The sequence below is a fragment of the Streptacidiphilus sp. PAMC 29251 genome, from assembly GCF_054208735.2.
In genome coordinates this window covers 3,156,396-3,172,785 of record NZ_CM135725.2, presented here as the reverse complement: position 1 = coordinate 3,172,785, position 16,390 = coordinate 3,156,396, and the positions used below count along the sequence as shown (strand labels likewise).

At 73.2% G+C, this 16,390-nt stretch carries 10 protein-coding genes, 1 other RNA gene and 4 pseudogenes; 10 read left to right on the top strand and 5 right to left on the bottom strand.

All coding sequences use genetic code 11. The features are described from left to right. Positions 1 to 95: 95 nt before the first annotated feature. Positions 96 to 775: pseudogene (locus ACXKR8_RS14790) on the bottom strand (class I SAM-dependent methyltransferase). A gap of 244 nt (positions 776 to 1,019) precedes the next feature. Between ACXKR8_RS14790 and ACXKR8_RS14785 the strand changes: the two are divergent. The 5 genes and pseudogenes from ACXKR8_RS14785 (at position 1,020) to ACXKR8_RS14765 (ending at position 7,631) form a co-directional block, all read left to right on the top strand. Next, positions 1,020 to 3,191 (top strand): acyl-CoA dehydrogenase, encoded by a 2,172-nt coding sequence (locus tag ACXKR8_RS14785; protein ID WP_458273370.1) that lies wholly within the window; start codon positions 1,020 to 1,022, stop codon positions 3,189 to 3,191. A gap of 53 nt (positions 3,192 to 3,244) precedes the next feature. Beyond that, positions 3,245 to 4,453 carry a lipid-transfer protein gene (locus tag ACXKR8_RS14780; RefSeq protein ID WP_458273369.1) on the top strand — a complete coding sequence of 403 codons (1,209 nt, stop codon included), beginning with the start codon at positions 3,245 to 3,247 and terminating at the stop codon, positions 4,451 to 4,453. 197 nt (positions 4,454 to 4,650) lie between these two features. Beyond that, positions 4,651 to 5,514 (top strand): MaoC/PaaZ C-terminal domain-containing protein, encoded by an 864-nt coding sequence (locus ACXKR8_RS14775; protein WP_458273368.1) that lies wholly within the window; start codon positions 4,651 to 4,653, stop codon positions 5,512 to 5,514. A 68-nt stretch (positions 5,515 to 5,582) separates the two neighbouring features. After that, positions 5,583 to 6,658 (top strand): annotated as a pseudogene (locus ACXKR8_RS14770) (Zn-dependent alcohol dehydrogenase). A 16-nt stretch (positions 6,659 to 6,674) separates the two neighbouring features. Continuing rightward, positions 6,675 to 7,631 (top strand): 3-oxoacyl-ACP reductase, encoded by a 957-nt coding sequence (locus ACXKR8_RS14765; RefSeq protein WP_458273366.1) that lies wholly within the window; start codon positions 6,675 to 6,677, stop codon positions 7,629 to 7,631. Positions 7,632 to 7,701: 70 nt separating this feature from the next. Here ACXKR8_RS14765 and ACXKR8_RS14760 read toward each other — a convergent pair whose 3' ends face one another. The 3 genes from ACXKR8_RS14760 to ACXKR8_RS14750 form a co-directional block, all read right to left on the bottom strand. Beyond that, positions 7,702 to 7,875 (bottom strand): hypothetical protein, encoded by a 174-nt coding sequence (locus ACXKR8_RS14760; protein WP_458273365.1) that lies wholly within the window; start codon positions 7,873 to 7,875, stop codon positions 7,702 to 7,704. A 147-nt stretch (positions 7,876 to 8,022) separates the two neighbouring features. Next, the gene (locus tag ACXKR8_RS14755) at positions 8,023 to 8,805 is read right to left on the bottom strand and encodes an alpha/beta hydrolase family protein (protein ID WP_462100512.1); all 783 of its coding nucleotides are present in this window, start codon (positions 8,803 to 8,805) and stop codon (positions 8,023 to 8,025) included. Next, entirely contained in the window at positions 8,742 to 9,788 is a 1,047-nt protein-coding gene (locus ACXKR8_RS14750; protein WP_462100511.1) for a hypothetical protein, read from the bottom strand. The genes ACXKR8_RS14755 and ACXKR8_RS14750 overlap by 64 nt, the downstream gene beginning before the upstream one ends. Positions 9,789 to 10,516: 728 nt before the next feature. On the opposite strand from ACXKR8_RS14750, the pseudogene ACXKR8_RS14745 reads away from it, so the two are divergent. The 3 genes and pseudogenes from ACXKR8_RS14745 (at position 10,517) to ACXKR8_RS14735 (ending at position 13,433) form a co-directional block, all read left to right on the top strand. Further along, a pseudogene (locus ACXKR8_RS14745) lies at positions 10,517 to 11,382 on the top strand (Nif3-like dinuclear metal center hexameric protein). Between the two features lie 30 nt (positions 11,383 to 11,412). Beyond that, positions 11,413 to 12,153, top strand: coding sequence for a zinc ribbon domain-containing protein (locus ACXKR8_RS14740; RefSeq protein ID WP_458274986.1), 741 nt, complete (start codon positions 11,413 to 11,415; stop codon positions 12,151 to 12,153). Positions 12,154 to 12,224: 71 nt separating this feature from the next. Beyond that, positions 12,225 to 13,433: pseudogene (locus ACXKR8_RS14735) on the top strand (bifunctional RNase H/acid phosphatase). 29 nt (positions 13,434 to 13,462) lie between these two features. Here the strand turns inward: ACXKR8_RS14735 and yaaA are convergent. After that, complete coding sequence (gene yaaA / locus ACXKR8_RS14730) at positions 13,463 to 14,257, bottom strand: peroxide stress protein YaaA (RefSeq protein WP_458273361.1); 795 nt, start codon at positions 14,255 to 14,257, stop codon at positions 13,463 to 13,465. 98 nt (positions 14,258 to 14,355) lie between these two features. Between yaaA and ACXKR8_RS14725 the strand changes: the two genes are divergently transcribed. Beyond that, a complete protein-coding gene (locus ACXKR8_RS14725; RefSeq protein WP_458273360.1) occupies positions 14,356 to 15,801 on the top strand; it encodes an RNB domain-containing ribonuclease in 1,446 nt (481 codons plus the stop codon). An 86-nt stretch (positions 15,802 to 15,887) separates the two neighbouring features. Next, positions 15,888 to 16,290, top strand: an RNA gene (rnpB, locus tag ACXKR8_RS14720) — RNase P RNA component class A. The last annotated feature ends 100 nt before the right edge of the window (positions 16,291 to 16,390 follow it).

Genomic DNA, 16,390 nt, shown 5'->3' with positions numbered 1-16,390 from the left:
CCTGCACTGCTGCGGCCACCGTACCGAAGGCCGACCGCCTGTGAAGGCCTTGTTCCAGTTCAGTCCCTGGTTCGGCCTTTTGTTCAGCCCTTTGTTCAGCCCCGGCGCAGGACCCGCAGCGAGCCGGTCGCCGAGACCTCCTGGAAGCCCTCCGCCAGCGCCCGGAGATAGATCCGGTAGGGGGCCTGGCCGCCGTCCGCCGGGTCGGGGAAGACGTCGTGGACCACCAGCAGGCCGTCCGCCGCCAGATGCGGCACCCAGCCCTCGTAGTCGCCGGTGGCGTGCTCGTCGGTGTGCCGCCGTCCACGAACACCAGGCCGAGCGGGCGGCCCCAGACCGCCGCGACCTGCGGCGATCGTCCGACCAGGGCGATCACATGATCCTCGAGACCGGCCGCGCGCAGGGTCCGGCGGAACCGGGGGAGGGTGTCCATCAGCCCGACCTCGGGGTCGACCAGCGAGCTGTCGTGGTACTCCCAGCCCGGCTGCTGCTCCTCGGAGCCGCGGTGGTGGTCCACGGTCAGCGCGACCGTCCCGGCCCGGCGTGCGGCGTCGGCCAGCAGGATGGTGGAACGGCCGCAGTAGCTGCCGACCTCCAGCAGCGGCAGCCCGGTGCGTCCGGCCGCCTCCGCGGCCGCCGCGTACAGCGCCAGACCCTCGTCCACCGGCATGAACCCGGTCGCCGCCTCGAACGCCGCGAGCGTCCCGGCCGAGGGCGCCTGCGCCGTGGCGGTGCCTGCGGAGGGGGTGCCTGCCGACTGTGTGGTGTCCGTCATCCGCTGCGTCTCCTGTGCCGTGGCTGTGCTGTGCCGAGGGGGCCGGTCCGGCCCGTCCGGAGCCTACTGAACGGTACGCGCCCGGGTCGGCGGCTCACACCCGCCTGGTCACACCCGCCCGCTCACACCCGCCCGGTCCGCCGCAGACCACCAGCGGAGCGGAATTCTCGGCGGGCGGCCTTCCCTCGAAGTGGAACACGTTCTAATCTGACGGTGCGTCAGCCAAGGGACCGAAGGGAAACGCATGGCCATCGGGATCACGGAGGACCACCGGGAGCTGGCTGCGGCCGTCCGGAGGCAGCTGGAGCGGGAGGCCCCGGGGCCGGTCGTGCGGGCGTGGTCCGAGGGGGAGCGCGTGGGGCAGGCCCCCTGGTGGGACGCGGTCGCCGGGCAGGGGCTGCTGGGTCTGCACCTGCCCGGCGAGCACGGCGGCGGCGACGGTGGGCTGCTCGACCTCGCCGTGGTGCTGGAGGAGGCCGGGCGGGCGCTGCTGCCGGACGGCTACCTGCCCACGGTGCTGGCCTCGGCCGTGCTCGCCGCCACCGGGGAAGGACCGCTCGGCAAACGCCTGCTGCCGGCCCTGGCCGACGGCACCCGAACGGCCGCCCTGGCGCTGGAACCCGGCGGGCTGACGGCGCGGAGAGAACCCGGGGGCGGCTGGCTGCTGACCGGGCGTACCGGCCCGGTCCTCGGCGGCGACCGGGCCGAGTTGCTGCTGTTGGCTGCCGAGACTGGCGAGGGAGTCGCCTGGTTCGCGGTCGAGTCGGAGCAGGTGGTGGTTCGGCCGCTGCGGGCGTTGGATCTGACCAGGGGGCTGGCCGCGATCGAGGTGGGTGGGCCGGGTCTTGTCCTTGCAGAGGAGCGGCGGCTGGCCGTCGCCCCGGAGACGGTGCGCCGGCTCGCCGAGGTGCTGCTCGCGGCGGAGGCCTGCGGCATCGCCGGCTGGGCACTGGACACCGCCGTCGCCCACGCCAGGGTGCGCGAGCAGTTCGGACGGCCGATCGGGCAGTTCCAGGCGGTCAAGCACCTGTGCGCACAGATGCTGGTACGCGCCGAGCGGGCCCGTACCGCGGTCTGGCAGGCGGCCCGCAGCCAGGACCCTGCTGGGGGTGCTGGGGCGGAGGCTGCGATCGCCGCCGCGACCGGGGTGGAAGCCGCGTTCGAGAACGCCAAGGACTGCATCCAGATCCTCGGCGGCATCGGCTTCACCTGGGAGCATGACGCACATCTGAGGCTGCGGCGGGCGGTGACCCTGCGTCAACTGCTGGGTAGCGAACCGGTTCTGTATGGGGAGGCGGCGCGGCGGGCGGTCGGCGGCCTTGACCGTCCGGGGCTTGAACTCCCGGCCGAGGCAGAGGAGTTCCGGGCTGGACCACGGGCCGCGGCGGAGTCCGTACGCGGGTTGGAGCCGGCCGAGCAGCGGCGCGGGCTCGCCCCGGACGGCTGGGCCGCGCCGCACCTCCCGGTTCCCTACGGGCGGGGGGCGGACGCGCTGCAACAGCTGGTGGTGGACGAGGAGTTCCGCGCGGCCGGGGTTCGGTTGCCGGATCTGACCATCGGCAACTGGGTGGTCCCCTCACTGATCGCCTACGGCACGTCGCAGCAGCAGGAAAGGCTGCTGATGCCAACCCTGCGTGGGGAGTTGACCTGGTGTCAGCTGTTCTCCGAGCCGGAGGCCGGCTCGGACCTGGCCTCGCTGCGCACCCGCGCGGTCCGGCTGCCGGACGGCCGCTGGCGGGTGGACGGGCAGAAGGTGTGGACCTCCAGCGCCGGCACCGCCGACTTCGGCATCCTGCTGGCACGGACCTCGCCGGAGAAGCCCAAGCACCAGGGGTTGACCTATTTCCTTGTCGATATGCGGACGACCGCAGGAATCGACATTCGTCCGCTGCGCGAACTGACCAGCGACGCGGTGTTCAACGAGGTCTTCCTGGACGCGGTGGAACTGCCCGCCGACGCGGTGGTCGGCGAGGTCGACGGCGGCTGGCGGGTGGCCCGGCACACCCTGGGCAATGAACGGGTCCATATGTCCGACTCCAGCCCGACCGGGGACGCGGTCCGGCAGCTGCTCGCGGTCGGCGGCGGCTCGGAGGTCCATGGCGAGCGGTTGGGGCGGCTGGTCGCCGACGAGCACATCCTGGCCTGCATCGATCTGCGGACCGCGCTCAGCAGCCTGGACGGCCTGGACCCGGGCGCGGGCGCCAGCGTCCGCAAACTGGTCTCCGCCCCGCATGCGCAGCGGGTCGCCGAGCTGGCGCTGGAGCTCTGCGGTCCGGCGGGCGCGGTCTATGAGGGGCTGGGGGAGCAGGCCGCCCACGCCTTCCTGATGGCGCGCTGCCTGACCATCGCCGGCGGGACCACACAGGTGCAGTTGAACGTGGTGGCCGAGCGGATCCTCGGCCTGCCGCGCGACTAATGCGCTCGTTGTTGCTGCACCCCATCATTGACTGAGGGACTGAGGGAATCACCATGCCTGAGAAGACCTACTTGGTCGGCGTAGGAATGACCAACTTCGAGAAGCCGGAGACCCGGGACTGGCAGTACTGGGACATGGCCCGTGAGGCGGGCGAGGCTGCCCTCGCCGACGCCGGAATCGACTACGGGCTGGTCGAGCAGGCCCCTGTGGGCTTCTGCTTCCAGCAGTCGACGGCGGGTCAGCGCGCCGTCTATGAGCTGGGCCTCTCCGGGATCCCGGTCTACAACGTCAACAACAACTGCGCCACCGGCTCGTCCGCGCTGATGATGGCCCGCCAGTTCGTGGCCGGCGGGCTCAATGACTGCGTGCTGGCGCTGGGCTTCGAGAAGATGAGCCGGGGCGCGCTGGGCGGGTCCGCCGGCGCCGGGGACTTCGCGGTGAGCCCGCTGGCCCGGCACTACGGGGTGATGGCGGCCCGGCACGGCTTCGAGCGGACCCCGCCCACCGCGCAGATCTTCGGCAACGCCGCCCGCGAGCACATGGAGCGGCACGGCACCACGGCTGAGCAGTTGGCCCAGGTCGGGGTGAAGAACCACCGCCACTCCGCCGCCAACCCCCGGGCCCAGTTCCGCGACGTCCACACCCTGGAGGAGGTGCTGGCGTCCAAGTCGATCCACGCCCCGCTGACCAAGCTCCAGTGCTCGCCGACCTCGGACGGCGCGGCGGCCGCGGTGGTCGCCAGCGAGCGCTTCGTCCGGCAGCACGGGCTGGAGGAGCGGGCGGTGGAGATCCTCGGTCAGGCGATGACCACCGACAGCGAGGAGAGCTTCGCCTCCGGCTCCTGCATCGACGTGGTCGGCACGCCGATGAGTCGGGCCGCCGCCCGTGCGGTGTTCCAGCAGTCCGGGCTCGGCATCGAGGACGTGGACGTGGTGGAGCTGCACGACTGCTTCTCCATCAACGAGCTGTTGACCTACGAGGCGCTGGGGATGTGCGCGGAGGGCGAGAGCGGCAAGCTCGTCGCCGAGGGCGCGACCACCTACGGCGGGCGCTGGGTGGTGAATCCGTCCGGGGGCCTGATCTCCAAGGGGCATCCGCTGGGCGCGACCGGTCTGGCGCAGTGCGCCGAGCTGGTCTGGCAGCTGCGCGGCGAGGCGGGGGAGCGGCAGGTGCCCGGGGCGCGGGTGGGTCTTGCGCACAACATCGGGCTGGGCGGCGCGGCCGTGGTGACCATGCTGCGGCGCGAACAGCGGCGCGGATAGCCGTTCGGGGCATGGGCAAGGAAGGCTTGATGCGTTATACCTGACGCATAGTCAGATGTAACAGGTTCTACAAATAGACTCGCGGAAGCGGCCGGGCGACTGAGCCGCTGTCCGCGCAGAGCGGCCCCGGCGCGTCCGACGGTGCGGACGGTCGCGTCGGGGTCCACCAACCCGGTCCGACCAGGGAGGGAGTACACATGCCCATCGACGCTGCCACGGCCCTCGCGGCACCGCCGCGCACCAATGACATCAACTGGGACAGCAAGGACGTCCTGCTCTACCACCTCGGCGTCGGCGCGGGCGCGCACCGTCCGGCCACCGACCCGGACGAGCTGCGCTACACCTATGAGAAGGACCTCCAGGTCCTCCCCAGCTTCGTCACCGTCGCGGGCGGCGGGCTCGCCAAGGCGGGCGTGTTCACCCTGCCCGGGCTGCAGATCGACCTCGCCCAGGTACTGCACGGCGGCCAGCGGATCGAACTGCACCGCCCGGTCCCGGCGGCCGGCAGCGGGGTGCTGACCAGCAGGCTCGCCGCCGTCTACGACAAGGGCAAGGCGGCGGTGCTGGTGATGCGCAGCGAGGCCGCCGACGACCAGGGCCCGCTGTGGACCTGCGACACCGAGGTCTTCGTCCGCGGCGAGGGCGGCTTCGGCGGTGAGCGCGGCACCAGCACCCGGACGGCGCCGCCCGAGCGCGCGCCCGACTGGGAGCAGGAGGTGCCGGTCCGGCACGACCAGGCGCTGCTCTACCGGCTCTCCGGCGACTGGAACCCGCTGCACGCCGACCCCGACTTCGCCAAGCTGGCCGGCTTCGACCGCCCCATCCTGCACGGGCTCTGCTCGTACGGGACCACCCTCAAGACCGTGGTGGACACCGCCCTCGGCGGCGACGCCGGCCGGGTCCTCTCCTACAGCACCCGCTTCGCCGGGATCTTCTTCCCCGGCGAGACGCTCCGGGTGCGGATCTGGGACGAGGGCGACGGACGGCTCGCCGTGACCGCCACCGCCGTGGAGCGCGCGGACGCCCCCGTCCTCGCCGACACCGTCCTCACCCACCAGTAGTTCGCGCCACCAGCGGTACCAGCCCACGCCACCAGCCATTTTCGAACCCACCCACCAGGGGAGCAGCCATGCGCGCAGCAGTCCTGCACGAGACCGGCCAGGAGAAGCTCGAGGTCCACGAAGGGGTGACTCTCCCGGAGACCGGGCCGGGGAAGGTCAGGGTGCGGATGCGGGCCGCGAGCCTGTGCCACTCCGACCTGTCCGCGATGAGCGGCGTGCTGCCGCAGCCGGCCCCCTTCGTGCCGGGACACGAGGGCGCGGGCGAGATCACCGAGGTGGGGGCGGGGGTCGAGGGCCTGGCCGTCGGCGACCATGTCGTTGTCTGCTGGATGCCGCCCTGCGGCGTCTGTCCCAGCTGTCGGCGCGGCGAGGGCAACCTCTGCCTGGCCGGGTTCGCCAACATGGGCACCCCCAACTACCACCACGACGGCGCCGACATCTTCGGCTTCTCCGGCACCGGCACCTTCGCCGAGGAGAGCGTGGTCGCGGCGGGCTGCGCGGTGAAGCTCCCGGACGACGTCCCGTTCGAGGTCGGCGCGCTGATCGGCTGCGGCGTCACCACCGGGGTCGGCGCGGCCATCAACACCGCGAAGGTGGAGCCCGGTTCCTCGGTGGTGGTGATCGGCTGCGGCGGGGTCGGCATCGCCGCTATCCAGGGCGCGCGGGTGGCCGGGGCGGCGCAGATCGTCGCGGTCGACCCGGTGGCGGCCCGCCGCGAGTGGGCGTTGCGCTTCGGCGCGACCGAGGCGGTCGCCCCGGACGGCCTGTCCGAGGCGGTGCAGCGGCTGACCGGCGGCGAGGGCTTCGACTACGCCTTCGAGGTGGTCGGCAAGTCCGCCACCGTGCGCGCCGCGTACGACGCGGTGCGGCGCGGGGGCGCGCTGGTGGTGGTGGGCGCGGGGCGATGGACGACATGGCCCAGTTCAGCATGTTCGAACTGTTCTTCAACGAGAAGCGGATCCTGCCGTCGCTCTACGGGGGCTCGGACGTGATCCGCGGCTACCGGACGGTGATCGACCTCTGGCGGGCCGGGCGGCTGGACCTGGAGGGCATGATCACCCATCACGTCCGGCTCGAGGACATCAACGACGCCGTCCAGCAGATGCGCAGCGGCGAAGCGCTCCGCACCGTCATCGACCTCTGAAGAGGAGTCATTCAGGATGAGCACCTCCCTCGCGGGCAAGACCGCCGTCGTCACCGGCGCGGGGCGCGGCCTCGGCCGGGCCGAGGCGCTGGAGCTGGCCCGGCTCGGCGCCAGCGTCGTCGTCAACGACTTCGGTGCGCCGGGCCGCGACGGCAGCGGCGCGGCCTCGCCCGCCCCCGCGGACGAGACCGTCTCGGCGATCCTGGCCGAGGGCGGGCAGGCGGTGGCCCACTACGGCGACGTCGCCGACCTGGACGCCGCCCGGGCCCTGGTCGAGCTGGCCGTGTCGACCTATGGACAGCTCGACATCCTGGTCAACAACGCCGGCATCCTGCGCGACCGGATGGTCTTCTCGATGTCCGAGGAGGAGTGGGACTCGGTGATCCAGGTCCACCTCAAGGGCCACTTCGCCACCACCCGCTTCGCCGCCGCACACTGGCGCGACCGCGCCAAGGCGGCCGGCGCGCCGGTCTACGGACGGATCGTCAACACCTCCTCGGAGGCCTTCGTCGGCGGCTCGGCGGGCCAGCCCAACTACGCCGCGGCCAAGGGCGGCATCGTCGGCCTGACCAGCAGTTGCGCCACGGCGCTGGCCCGCTACGGAGTGACCTCCAACGCCATCTGCCCGCGCGCGCGGACCCGGATGACCGAGGACGTCTTCGTGGGTGGAATGGGCGCACCGGACCAGGGGCTCGACCCGCTCGCTCCCGAGCATGTCTCACCCCTGGTCGGCTACCTGGCCTCGCCCGCGGCGCAGCGCGTCAACGGGCAGGTCTTCGTGGTCCACGGCGGCATGGTGGCGGTCCTGGGGAAGCCCCCGGTACTGGCGAAGTTCGACACCGCCAAGGACCTCTTCACCCCGGCCGAGCTCGACGACCTGCTCACCCCGTTCTACGCCGACCGCACCCCGGGCGACGGCTACGCCAACCTCGACGTGCTCGGCCTGCGGCACAGCAGCGCGAACGGAAGCTGAGCGGAGCCGGTCGCCTGCGGCAGTTCACTTGTTCCTTCGCCCATTCATTTGTTGGTCGATTGTCGGTCGATTACTCGTTGGTGGAGAGTCGGCGGTGGCGTCCGTGCCCCGCCGGCTCGCGCCGTCCCTCCCGATCGTCCTCGGCGACCGTGCCGCGGTGCTTGCCCGCCGTGTCGTCGTCGCTGTCGTGACCCGGAGCAGCCCCCAGGCGGTTCTCAGTGATGTCGGTGAAGGCATCTGACATGAGAGTCGTCTTTATCCCGTCGGTGTCGTCTTTTGTGCTGTCCTACGAACCTGATCACCCTATGCAACCCGCCCCAGGGGTTACACCTCGGGTACGTAACAAAACGTCCACGACGCATACCCGTCAGTAGCAGGGTGTGATGCCCCGTCAGGCCGGCCGCCCGGTCCGCAGAAAGCCGGCCAGCAGCTCGTGCAGCACCGGGGCGCCGTCCTCGGCCAGCACCTCGTGGCCGGCGCCGGCCGCCTCCACATAGCGGAAGTCGGCGCCCTCGGAGCGGCCCATCCGGTGCAGTTCCTGACACAGCGTGCGGGACTGGCCGACCGGCACCACCGCGTCCTGGTCGCCGTGGACGACCAGCAGCGGAGCGGTCAGCCGGTGGCAGACCCGGAGCACGTCGCGCGCACCGGGCCCGTCCGAACCGTCCTCGGCCGTCCCGCCCGGATGGGCCCCGCCCAGACGCAGCGTCAGCGCCCGGACCGCCGGCCCGGCCTCGGCCAGCAGCCGGGGGCCGGACAGGAACGGTGCCACCACCGCGCAGCGCGCCACCTGTTCGGGCGCGGACGAGGCCGCGAGCAGCGCCAGGAACGCTCCGTAACTCACTCCGAAGAGTGAAGGCGGCTCAAGGCCCAGCGCGGTCCGCTGGCCGCTGACCGAGGCGATCAGGGTCAGCAGGTCGTCCAGGTCGGGGCCGCCCCAGGCGTCCTGCAGGGCCTGCGCGTACTCCACGCCGTAGCCGGTGCTGCCGCGCTGGTTGACCGCGACCACGGCCAGGCCCTCGGCTGCCATCCGCTGCAGCGTCGGGTCGAACTCCAGCCGCCAGGCGTCGGCCGGGCCGCCGTGCAGGGCGATCACCAGGTGCTGGGCCGTCAGCCAGGCGTCCCCGCCGTAGACCACGGCCTCCATCGGCCCGGCCGCCCCGGCCAGCTCCACCGTCCGCGCGCCGTGCCAGCGGCCCCCGTCGCTGGGCGGCGCGCTGCCGTCCAGCCGCCACCCGGACGGCGTGGTGCGCGGGCCCGGCGCGGCCGAGCCGTGCAGGCCCTGGCCGGCCGAGCCGTGCAGGCCCTGGCTGTTCCCCGCCGCCGGTGTATCCGTATCACGCTGCCCATCCCGGCCGAGCCGCCCTGCAGCGGGGCCAGCCGCAGCGGCATCGTCGGCACCGGCTCATGGCTCTCCGGCGGGCCCTCCCGGAGCCGGTCCACGTCGATGGTGGCGACCCCGGCCGGGTGGTCCGGCGCGGAGTACGGCATCCGCAGCCCGGCGGCGGACCAGTGCCCCACCCCGCCGAGCCGGCCCGGCGGCGTGGGCACCGGTTCCAGCTGCCCGGAGGACGGCTGCCACAGCGCCAGGGTGGAGCCCACGCCCCAGTCGCCCTGCAGCGCCACCCGCAGATCGGCGGCGGCGATCCCCGGCTCGCGGGCCGGCTCGATCGCCACCGGGCGCAGGAACTCCCTGGTCCGGTGCAGGCAGTCGGGGAAGCGCAGCGGCTCAGCCCCGCCCAGGACGCCCCAGCCGATCCGGTCCTCGCCCGGTGCGTCGCTGCGGACCAGGATCAGCCCGCTGCCGGGGTCGGCGGCGAGCAGCCGGTCGTTGCTGTGCGGAGCCAGTTCCAGGAACGGGCTGACCGAGCCGGTGGCCAGGTCCAGCACCACCGTCTTGACCACCGGGCCGCGGGTGCGGAAGCCCTCGCTGCTGGTGGGGAGCACATGGTCCAGGGCCAGCAGCCGCCCGCCCCGGTCCAGCCACACCCCGCCGCCGGAGATCCCGGCGAACTCGGCGACCTGCTGCGGCTGCGCCGAGCCGTCCGCGCTGACCAGCCAGACCGAGCTGACCTGCCGGGTGTCCGTCCCCAGCGCCACCGCGACCGGGCCGCCCGGCTCGGGCGAGGGCATCGCCAGCAACCGCAGGGTCGGCACGCCAGCGTCCCGACCGAGGACTCCCGCACCGAGGCGGGGGTGCGGACCACCAGCTCGAAGCGGTCGGCCGCGACCTGGCGGCAGATCAGCACCCGGCCGTCCGGCAGCGAGACCAGCTGCGACCGCAGGTTCTCCGCGGCGGCGCCGGTGGCCTGGGGGAGCGGCACGGGTAAGGCGGCGAGGTCCATGCTCGCGGCGCTGTTGCTGCCGCTGTCGTTACTGCCGCCGCTGCCGCCGTTGGTTCCGCCTCCGTCGAAGCCGCCGAGGCCGCCGACGATCAGGCCGCCGACCAGCTGCTCCTGGCCCCGGCCCGCAGTGTCGACCCCGCCCAGGCGCCAGCTCTCCGGGTACCAGCCGCCGTCCCCCGAGGTCGCCAGGCAGGCCGCGTACGCGCCGTTGGCGGAGAAGGTGAAGCCGAGCCGTCGCAGCGCGGGCGCCGCCCTGGTATGCGGAAAGGCGCCGACGAGAGTGAGAGGTGACGCAGTCATGGAGTCCACCACCGGATTCAAGGAGGTCGGACCGGACGGCAGACAGCCGCCGGTCCGCAGCCGGGGAACGCTCGGGTATCAGGAACTCGCCGACACCCCCGCCGCACCAATGACGCTACTTACGCCACCCCCGTCACCCGAACGGATCGAAGTCCCTTCACTCATAAGGGTGAGCACCCGTAACCAACCGGTCCGGGGCCGACGTACGGCTCTGCCCGGAAACTTCTGTAATCTCGACGGGTGCCGATCCTTTCCGACGTCCTCACCGTGTTCGACGAGCTCTACCCGCCCGGCCGGGCGGAGTCCTGGGACGCCGTCGGCCTGGTCTGCGGCGATCCGGAGGCCCCGGTCCGGCGGGTGATGTTCGCGGTCGACCCGGTCCGGCAGGTCGTCGACGAGGCCGTCGGCTGGGGCGCGGACCTGCTGGTCACGCACCATCCGCTCTACCTGCGCGGGTCGTCAGCGTCGCCGCGACCGGCTTCAAGGGCCGCGTGGTGCACACCCTGATCAAGCACGACATCGGCCTGCTCACCGCCCACACCAACGCCGACTCCGCCGACCCGGGGGTCTCCGACGCCCTGGCCGAGGCGGTCGGCCTGCGGGTCACCGGTCCGCTCATCCCCGACCCGACCGACCCGGCCAGCCGCCGGGGCACCGGCCGGATCGGCGAGCTGTCCGCACCCGAGCCCCTCTCCGCCTTCGCCGCCCGGGTCGCCGCCGGGCTCCCCGCCACCGCGCAGGGCGTCCGTACAGCGGGCGATCCGGAGCAGCTGATCCGCCGGGTGGCCGTCTGCGGCGGCTCCGGCGACTCCTTCTTCGACGCCGTGCGGGCGGCGGGCGTGGACGCCTATGTCACCGCCGACCTGCGCCACCACCCGGTCTCCGAGGCCCGCGAGACCAGCGGCCTGGCCCTGGTCGACGCCGCCCACTGGGCCACCGAGTGGCCCTGGCTGCGACTCGCCGAGCGCGAGCTGCTGGCCGCCGCCGAGAAGCGCGGCTGGGCCCTGGAGACCCGGGTGTCGCAGCAGGTCACCGACCCGTGGACGCTGCACACCCCGATGAGCTTCGAGCCTGCTCATGCCGACGCACCCACAGACCTTTCCTGACCGACCGACGCACCACCCGAGGAGCACCCCCTGAACGCCGCGCCCGCCGACCAGATCCGCCTGTTGGACCTCCAGGCCCTCGACTCCCGCCTGGACCTCCTCGCGCACCGCTCCAACACCCTTCCCGAGCACGACGAGATCCAGCAGCGCACCAACGACCTCACCGAGCTGCGCTCGCTGACCGTCGCCGCCGAGACCCAGCTCAGCGACACCAAGCGCGAGCTGGTCAAGGCCGAGCAGGACGTCGACCAGGTCACCACCCGGGCCGCCCGCAACCAGCAGCGGATGGACTCGGGCTCGGTCGGCGCCAAGGACCTCGCCAACCTCCAGCACGAGGTCGGCGCGCTCGCCAAGCGGCAGAGCGACCTCGAGGACGTCGTCCTGGAGATCATGGAGCGGCTGGAGACCTCGCAGACCCGGGTCAGTGAGATGACCGCCCGCCGCGACGACGCCCAGCACAGCCTCGCCGAGGGCGAGGTCCGCAGGGACGCCGCCCAGGCCGAGATCGACGTCGAGGTCGAGAAGATCACCCGCGAGCGGGCGACCATCGCCGCCGTCATCCCGGACGACCTGATGAAGCTCTACACCCGGCTGCGGCAGACCCAGGGCGGCACCGGGGCGGCCCGGCTGTTCCAGCGCCGCTGCGAGGGCTGCCGGGTCGAGTTCGCCACCGCCGACCTCCGCACCATCCGCGCCGCGGCTCCGGACGAGGTCGTCCGCTGCGAGAACTGCAGCCGCATCCTGGTCCGCACCGCCGACTCGGGCATCTGACGGCCGACTCCGGCAGCCAGCAGCCCAGGAACCAGCAGGCCAGGAACCACAGAGGAGTCAGGAACAGCGCGATGGCGTCCACCCGACGATTCATCATCGAGGCCGACGGCGGCTCCCGGGGCAACCCGGGGCCGGCCGGCTACGGCGCGACCGTGCGCGACGGCGACACCGGCGAGCTGCTGGTGGAGGCAGCCGAGTACATCGGGATCGCCAGCAACAACGTCGCCGAGTACCGGGGTCTGATCGCGGGGCTGCGGGCGGCCCACGCGATCGACCCGGAGGCCAGGGTCGACGTCCGGATGGACTCCAAGCTGGTCGTCGAACAGATGTCGGGGCGCTGGAAGATCAAGCACCCGGACATGCAGCCGCTGGCAGCCGAGGCCACGGCGGTCTTCCCGCGCGGCCAGGTGACGTACCAGTGGATGCCGCGCGCCGAGAAACAAGCACGCGGACCGGCTCGCCAACGAGGCCATGGACGCCGGCCAGGCCGGCCGCCAGTGGGCCGCCAAGCCGCTGCCCGGCGCTGCTTCCCCCTCGGGCACTGCTGCGGTCACGGCTTCCGCTGCGGCCACCGCCTCCGCCGCAGCCACCCTGCCCGGGGACGAGCCGCTTTCCGACCCGCCGGCCAACCCCGTCGGCTGGGGTGCCGCCGCGGACCTCGGCACGCCCACCACGCTGGTGCTGCTGCGCCACGGCGAGACCGCCCTCACCCCGGAGAAGCGCTTCTCCGGCAGTGGCGGCGGCGACCCCGAGCTGTCCGCCGCGGCCGCGGCCAGGCCGACCGTGCGGCCGCCGCCCTCGCCGCCCGCGGCAGCGTGCAGGTGATCGTCAGCTCCCCGCTGCTGCGATGCCGGCAGACCGCCGAGGCCGTCGCCACCCGGCTCGGCCTGGAGGTACGGATCGAGGAGGGCCTGCGGGAGACCGACTTCGGCGCGTTCGAGGGGTTGACCTTCGCCGAGGTCAAGGAGCGTCGCCCGGCCGAGCTGGACGCCTGGCTGGCCTCGGCCGAGACGGCACCCCCGGACGGCGAGAGCTTCGCCGCCGTCTCCGACCGGGTCGCGGTCGCCCGGGACAAGCTGCTGGCCCGGTACGCGGGCCGGACGGTCCTAGTGGTCTCCCATGTGACGCCGGTGAAGACCCTGGTCAGGCTGGCCCTGGGCGCGCCGCAGGAGTCGCTGTTCCGGATGGAGCTGTCGCCCGCCTCGTTCTCCGCGATCCAGTACTACGCGGACGGCAACGCCTCGCTCCGGCTCCTCAACGACACCTCCCACCTGCGCTGACGCCTGGCTGACAGCGGATCAGGCAGGGCTCACAGCTCGCTGACGACCACATCCAGCGCCCACGGCTTCCCCGCCGTGGGCGCCGTCGCCTCCACCGTGTGCTTCAGATCCCGCAGCGCCACCACCAGCTCCGCCGGGGACTCCGGCTCGACCCCGGCCTCCAGCAGGCTCCGGACGATCCGCCCCTTGGTCGCCTTGTTGAAGTGGCTCACCACCGTGCGCTTGACGACGCCTCCCACCTCGCGCTCATGCAGCACCCGCACCGTCGCCGTTCGTCCGGCCACCTCCCCGGTCGGGCGCCACAGCGCCGCGTACGCCGTCGAGCGCAGGTCCAGCACCAGGCCCTGGCCGGCGAGGCCCGGCAGCACCGCCGCCGTCTCCGCGCGCCAGTACGTCCCCAGCGGGCCCAGCGGCGGCAGCTTCACCCCGCCCGAGCAGCGGTACGGGGGGATCCGGTCGCTGATCCGGACCGCTCCCCAGAGCCCGGAGAACACCAGCAGCGAGCGCTCGGCCCGCGCGGAGGCGTCCGGGGTCAGCGTCGACAGCTCCAGCGCGTCGTAGAGGACGCCGGTGTACAGCTCGCCGGCCGGCAGCGCACCGGCCGTCCGCAGCGCGGTGTTCCTGGCCAGCTCACCGCGCAGGCCCGGGCTCAGCCCCAGCACCTCGCTGGCCCGGTCCTGGTCGCCGCCGCTCAGCGCCACCAGCGCGTCCAGCGCCCGTGCCCGGGCCGGGTTCAGCTCCGGCAGCGACAGGGCGTCCAGCTCCAGCGGAGCGCCCGTCCCCGCGGCGGCCTTCCCCTCGGACGGCGGCAACAGCACCAGCACAGCAGGACTCCTCGCAGTGGACTCGCTTGGGACGACACACCCAAGCCTATTGACTCGACCGACGCCCACCGACCACCCCACCTGCCTACGCTTCGACCATGCCTCGTCGCCTCCTCAGCGTCCGAACCGCCGGGACCGCCCGGATCGACAGCGAACTGGCCGGGCTGCGGGCCCGGCTCGAGCTTCCGGAGAGCTGGTCGCCGGAGGTCCTCGCCGAGGTCGGGGAGGCGACCCGCGCGGTCCGGCTCCCGGCCTACGACGCCACCGAGCTGCCGCTGTTCACCATCGACCCGCCCGACTCGCTCGACCTGGACCAGGCCATGCACCTGGAACGGCGCGGCAGCGGCTACCGGGTGTACTACGCCATCGCCGACGTCGGCGCGTTCGTCCGTCCCGGTGGGGCGATCGACACCGAGGCCAGACGGCGGGTGGAGACGCTCTACTTCCCCGACCTGCGGGTCCCGCTGCACCCGCCGCAGTTCTCCGAGGGCGCGGCCAGCCTGCTGCCAGGCCAGGACGTGCCGGCCCTGCTCTGGCAGCTGGACCTGGACGTCGACGGGGCGCTGATCTGCACCGACCTGCGCCGGGCCCTGGTCCGCAGCCGCCGCAAGCTCGAGTACGCGGGCGTGCAGCGGGCCATCGACGAGGGCACCGCCGACGAGGCCCTGGCCCTGCTCGGCACCATCGGGCCGCTGCGGGAGGAGCGCGAGGCCGACCGGGGCGGCGTCAGCCTGCCGATCCCCGAACAGGAGATCGAGCTGGAGGGCGGCGGCTACACCCTCAGCTACCGTGCGCCGCGTCCCGCCGACAGCTGGAACGCGCAGATCTCGCTGCTCACCGGCATGGCCGCGGCCGAGATGATGCTCGATGCCGGCATCGGCCTGCTGCGCACCCTCCCGGCCGCGCCCGACAGCGCGTACGCCCGGCTGCGGCGCACCGCCACCGCGCTCGGCGTCGACTGGCCGGACGCGCTGCCGTACCCGCAGCTCATCCGCTCGCTGAACCCCGGGCGGCCGGCCCACGCCGCCTTCCTCAACGAGTGCACCGGGCTGCTCCGCGGCGCCGCCTACACCGCCTTCGACGGCGAGGTGCCCAGCGATCCGCGGCACGCCGCGGTGGCGTCCCTGTACGCGCACTGCACCGCGCCGCTGCGCCGCCTCGCGGACCGCTTCGCGGGCGAGGTCTGCGCGGCGGTCGCCTCCGGCGACCCGGTCCCGGAGTGGGTGCGCGAGGCGCTGCCGGAGATCCCCAAGCTGATGGAGACCGGCGACCGCCGCGCCCACGAGGTCGAACGCGCCTGTGTGGACCTGGTCGAGGCAGAACTGCTGCGCGGCCGCGAGGGCGAGGTCTTCGACGGCGTGGTGGTGGACGTGGACGAGCGCAAGCCCCAGTCCGGCACGGTCCAGCTGCACGCCCCCGCCGTCCGCGCCCGCCTCACCGACGACCGCCCCGACGCCGTCCCGCTGCCGCTGGGCACCCGGCTGCGGGTGCGACTGACCATCGCGGACCCGACCAAGCCCATCATCCGTTTCGCCCCGGCCTGAGCCGCTGCGCCTGCCCCTGCCCCTGCCCTTGTTCGACCGCGGCCGGACCGCCCCGCCGCACCGGCTACCATGGTCCACACGGCGGACGAGTCGGCCGGGCGGTCGCGTTGCACCCTTCACCGGGTGTGCCGAGGAACGTCCGGGCTCCACAAGGCAGGGTGGTGGGTAACGCCCACCCGGGGTGACCCGCGGGACAGTGCCACAGAAAACAGACCGCCGGCCGCTTCGGCAGCCGGTAAGGGTGAAACGGTGGTGTAAGAGACCACCAGCGTCCAGGGTGACCTGGACGGCTAGGTAAACCCCACCTGGAGCAAGGTCAAGGAGGGGCATCGCAAGATGCCCCGCGCAGGCGTTCGAGGGCTGCCCGCCCGAGCCTGCGGGTAGACCGCTAGAGGCTGTCGGCAACGGCAGCCGTAGATGGATGACCGCCTCCGCGCGAGCCGCAAGGCTCCCGCGAGACAAAACCCGGCGTACAGGCCCGCTCGTCCGCCGTCTGGCCGCTGGCCTGGGTGAAGTCCCAGGTCAGCGGCCAGTCTCTTCGCGTTGCGTCCGCTGCCGACCTGCGGTTTCCCCTGCCTGCCAAGTTGTT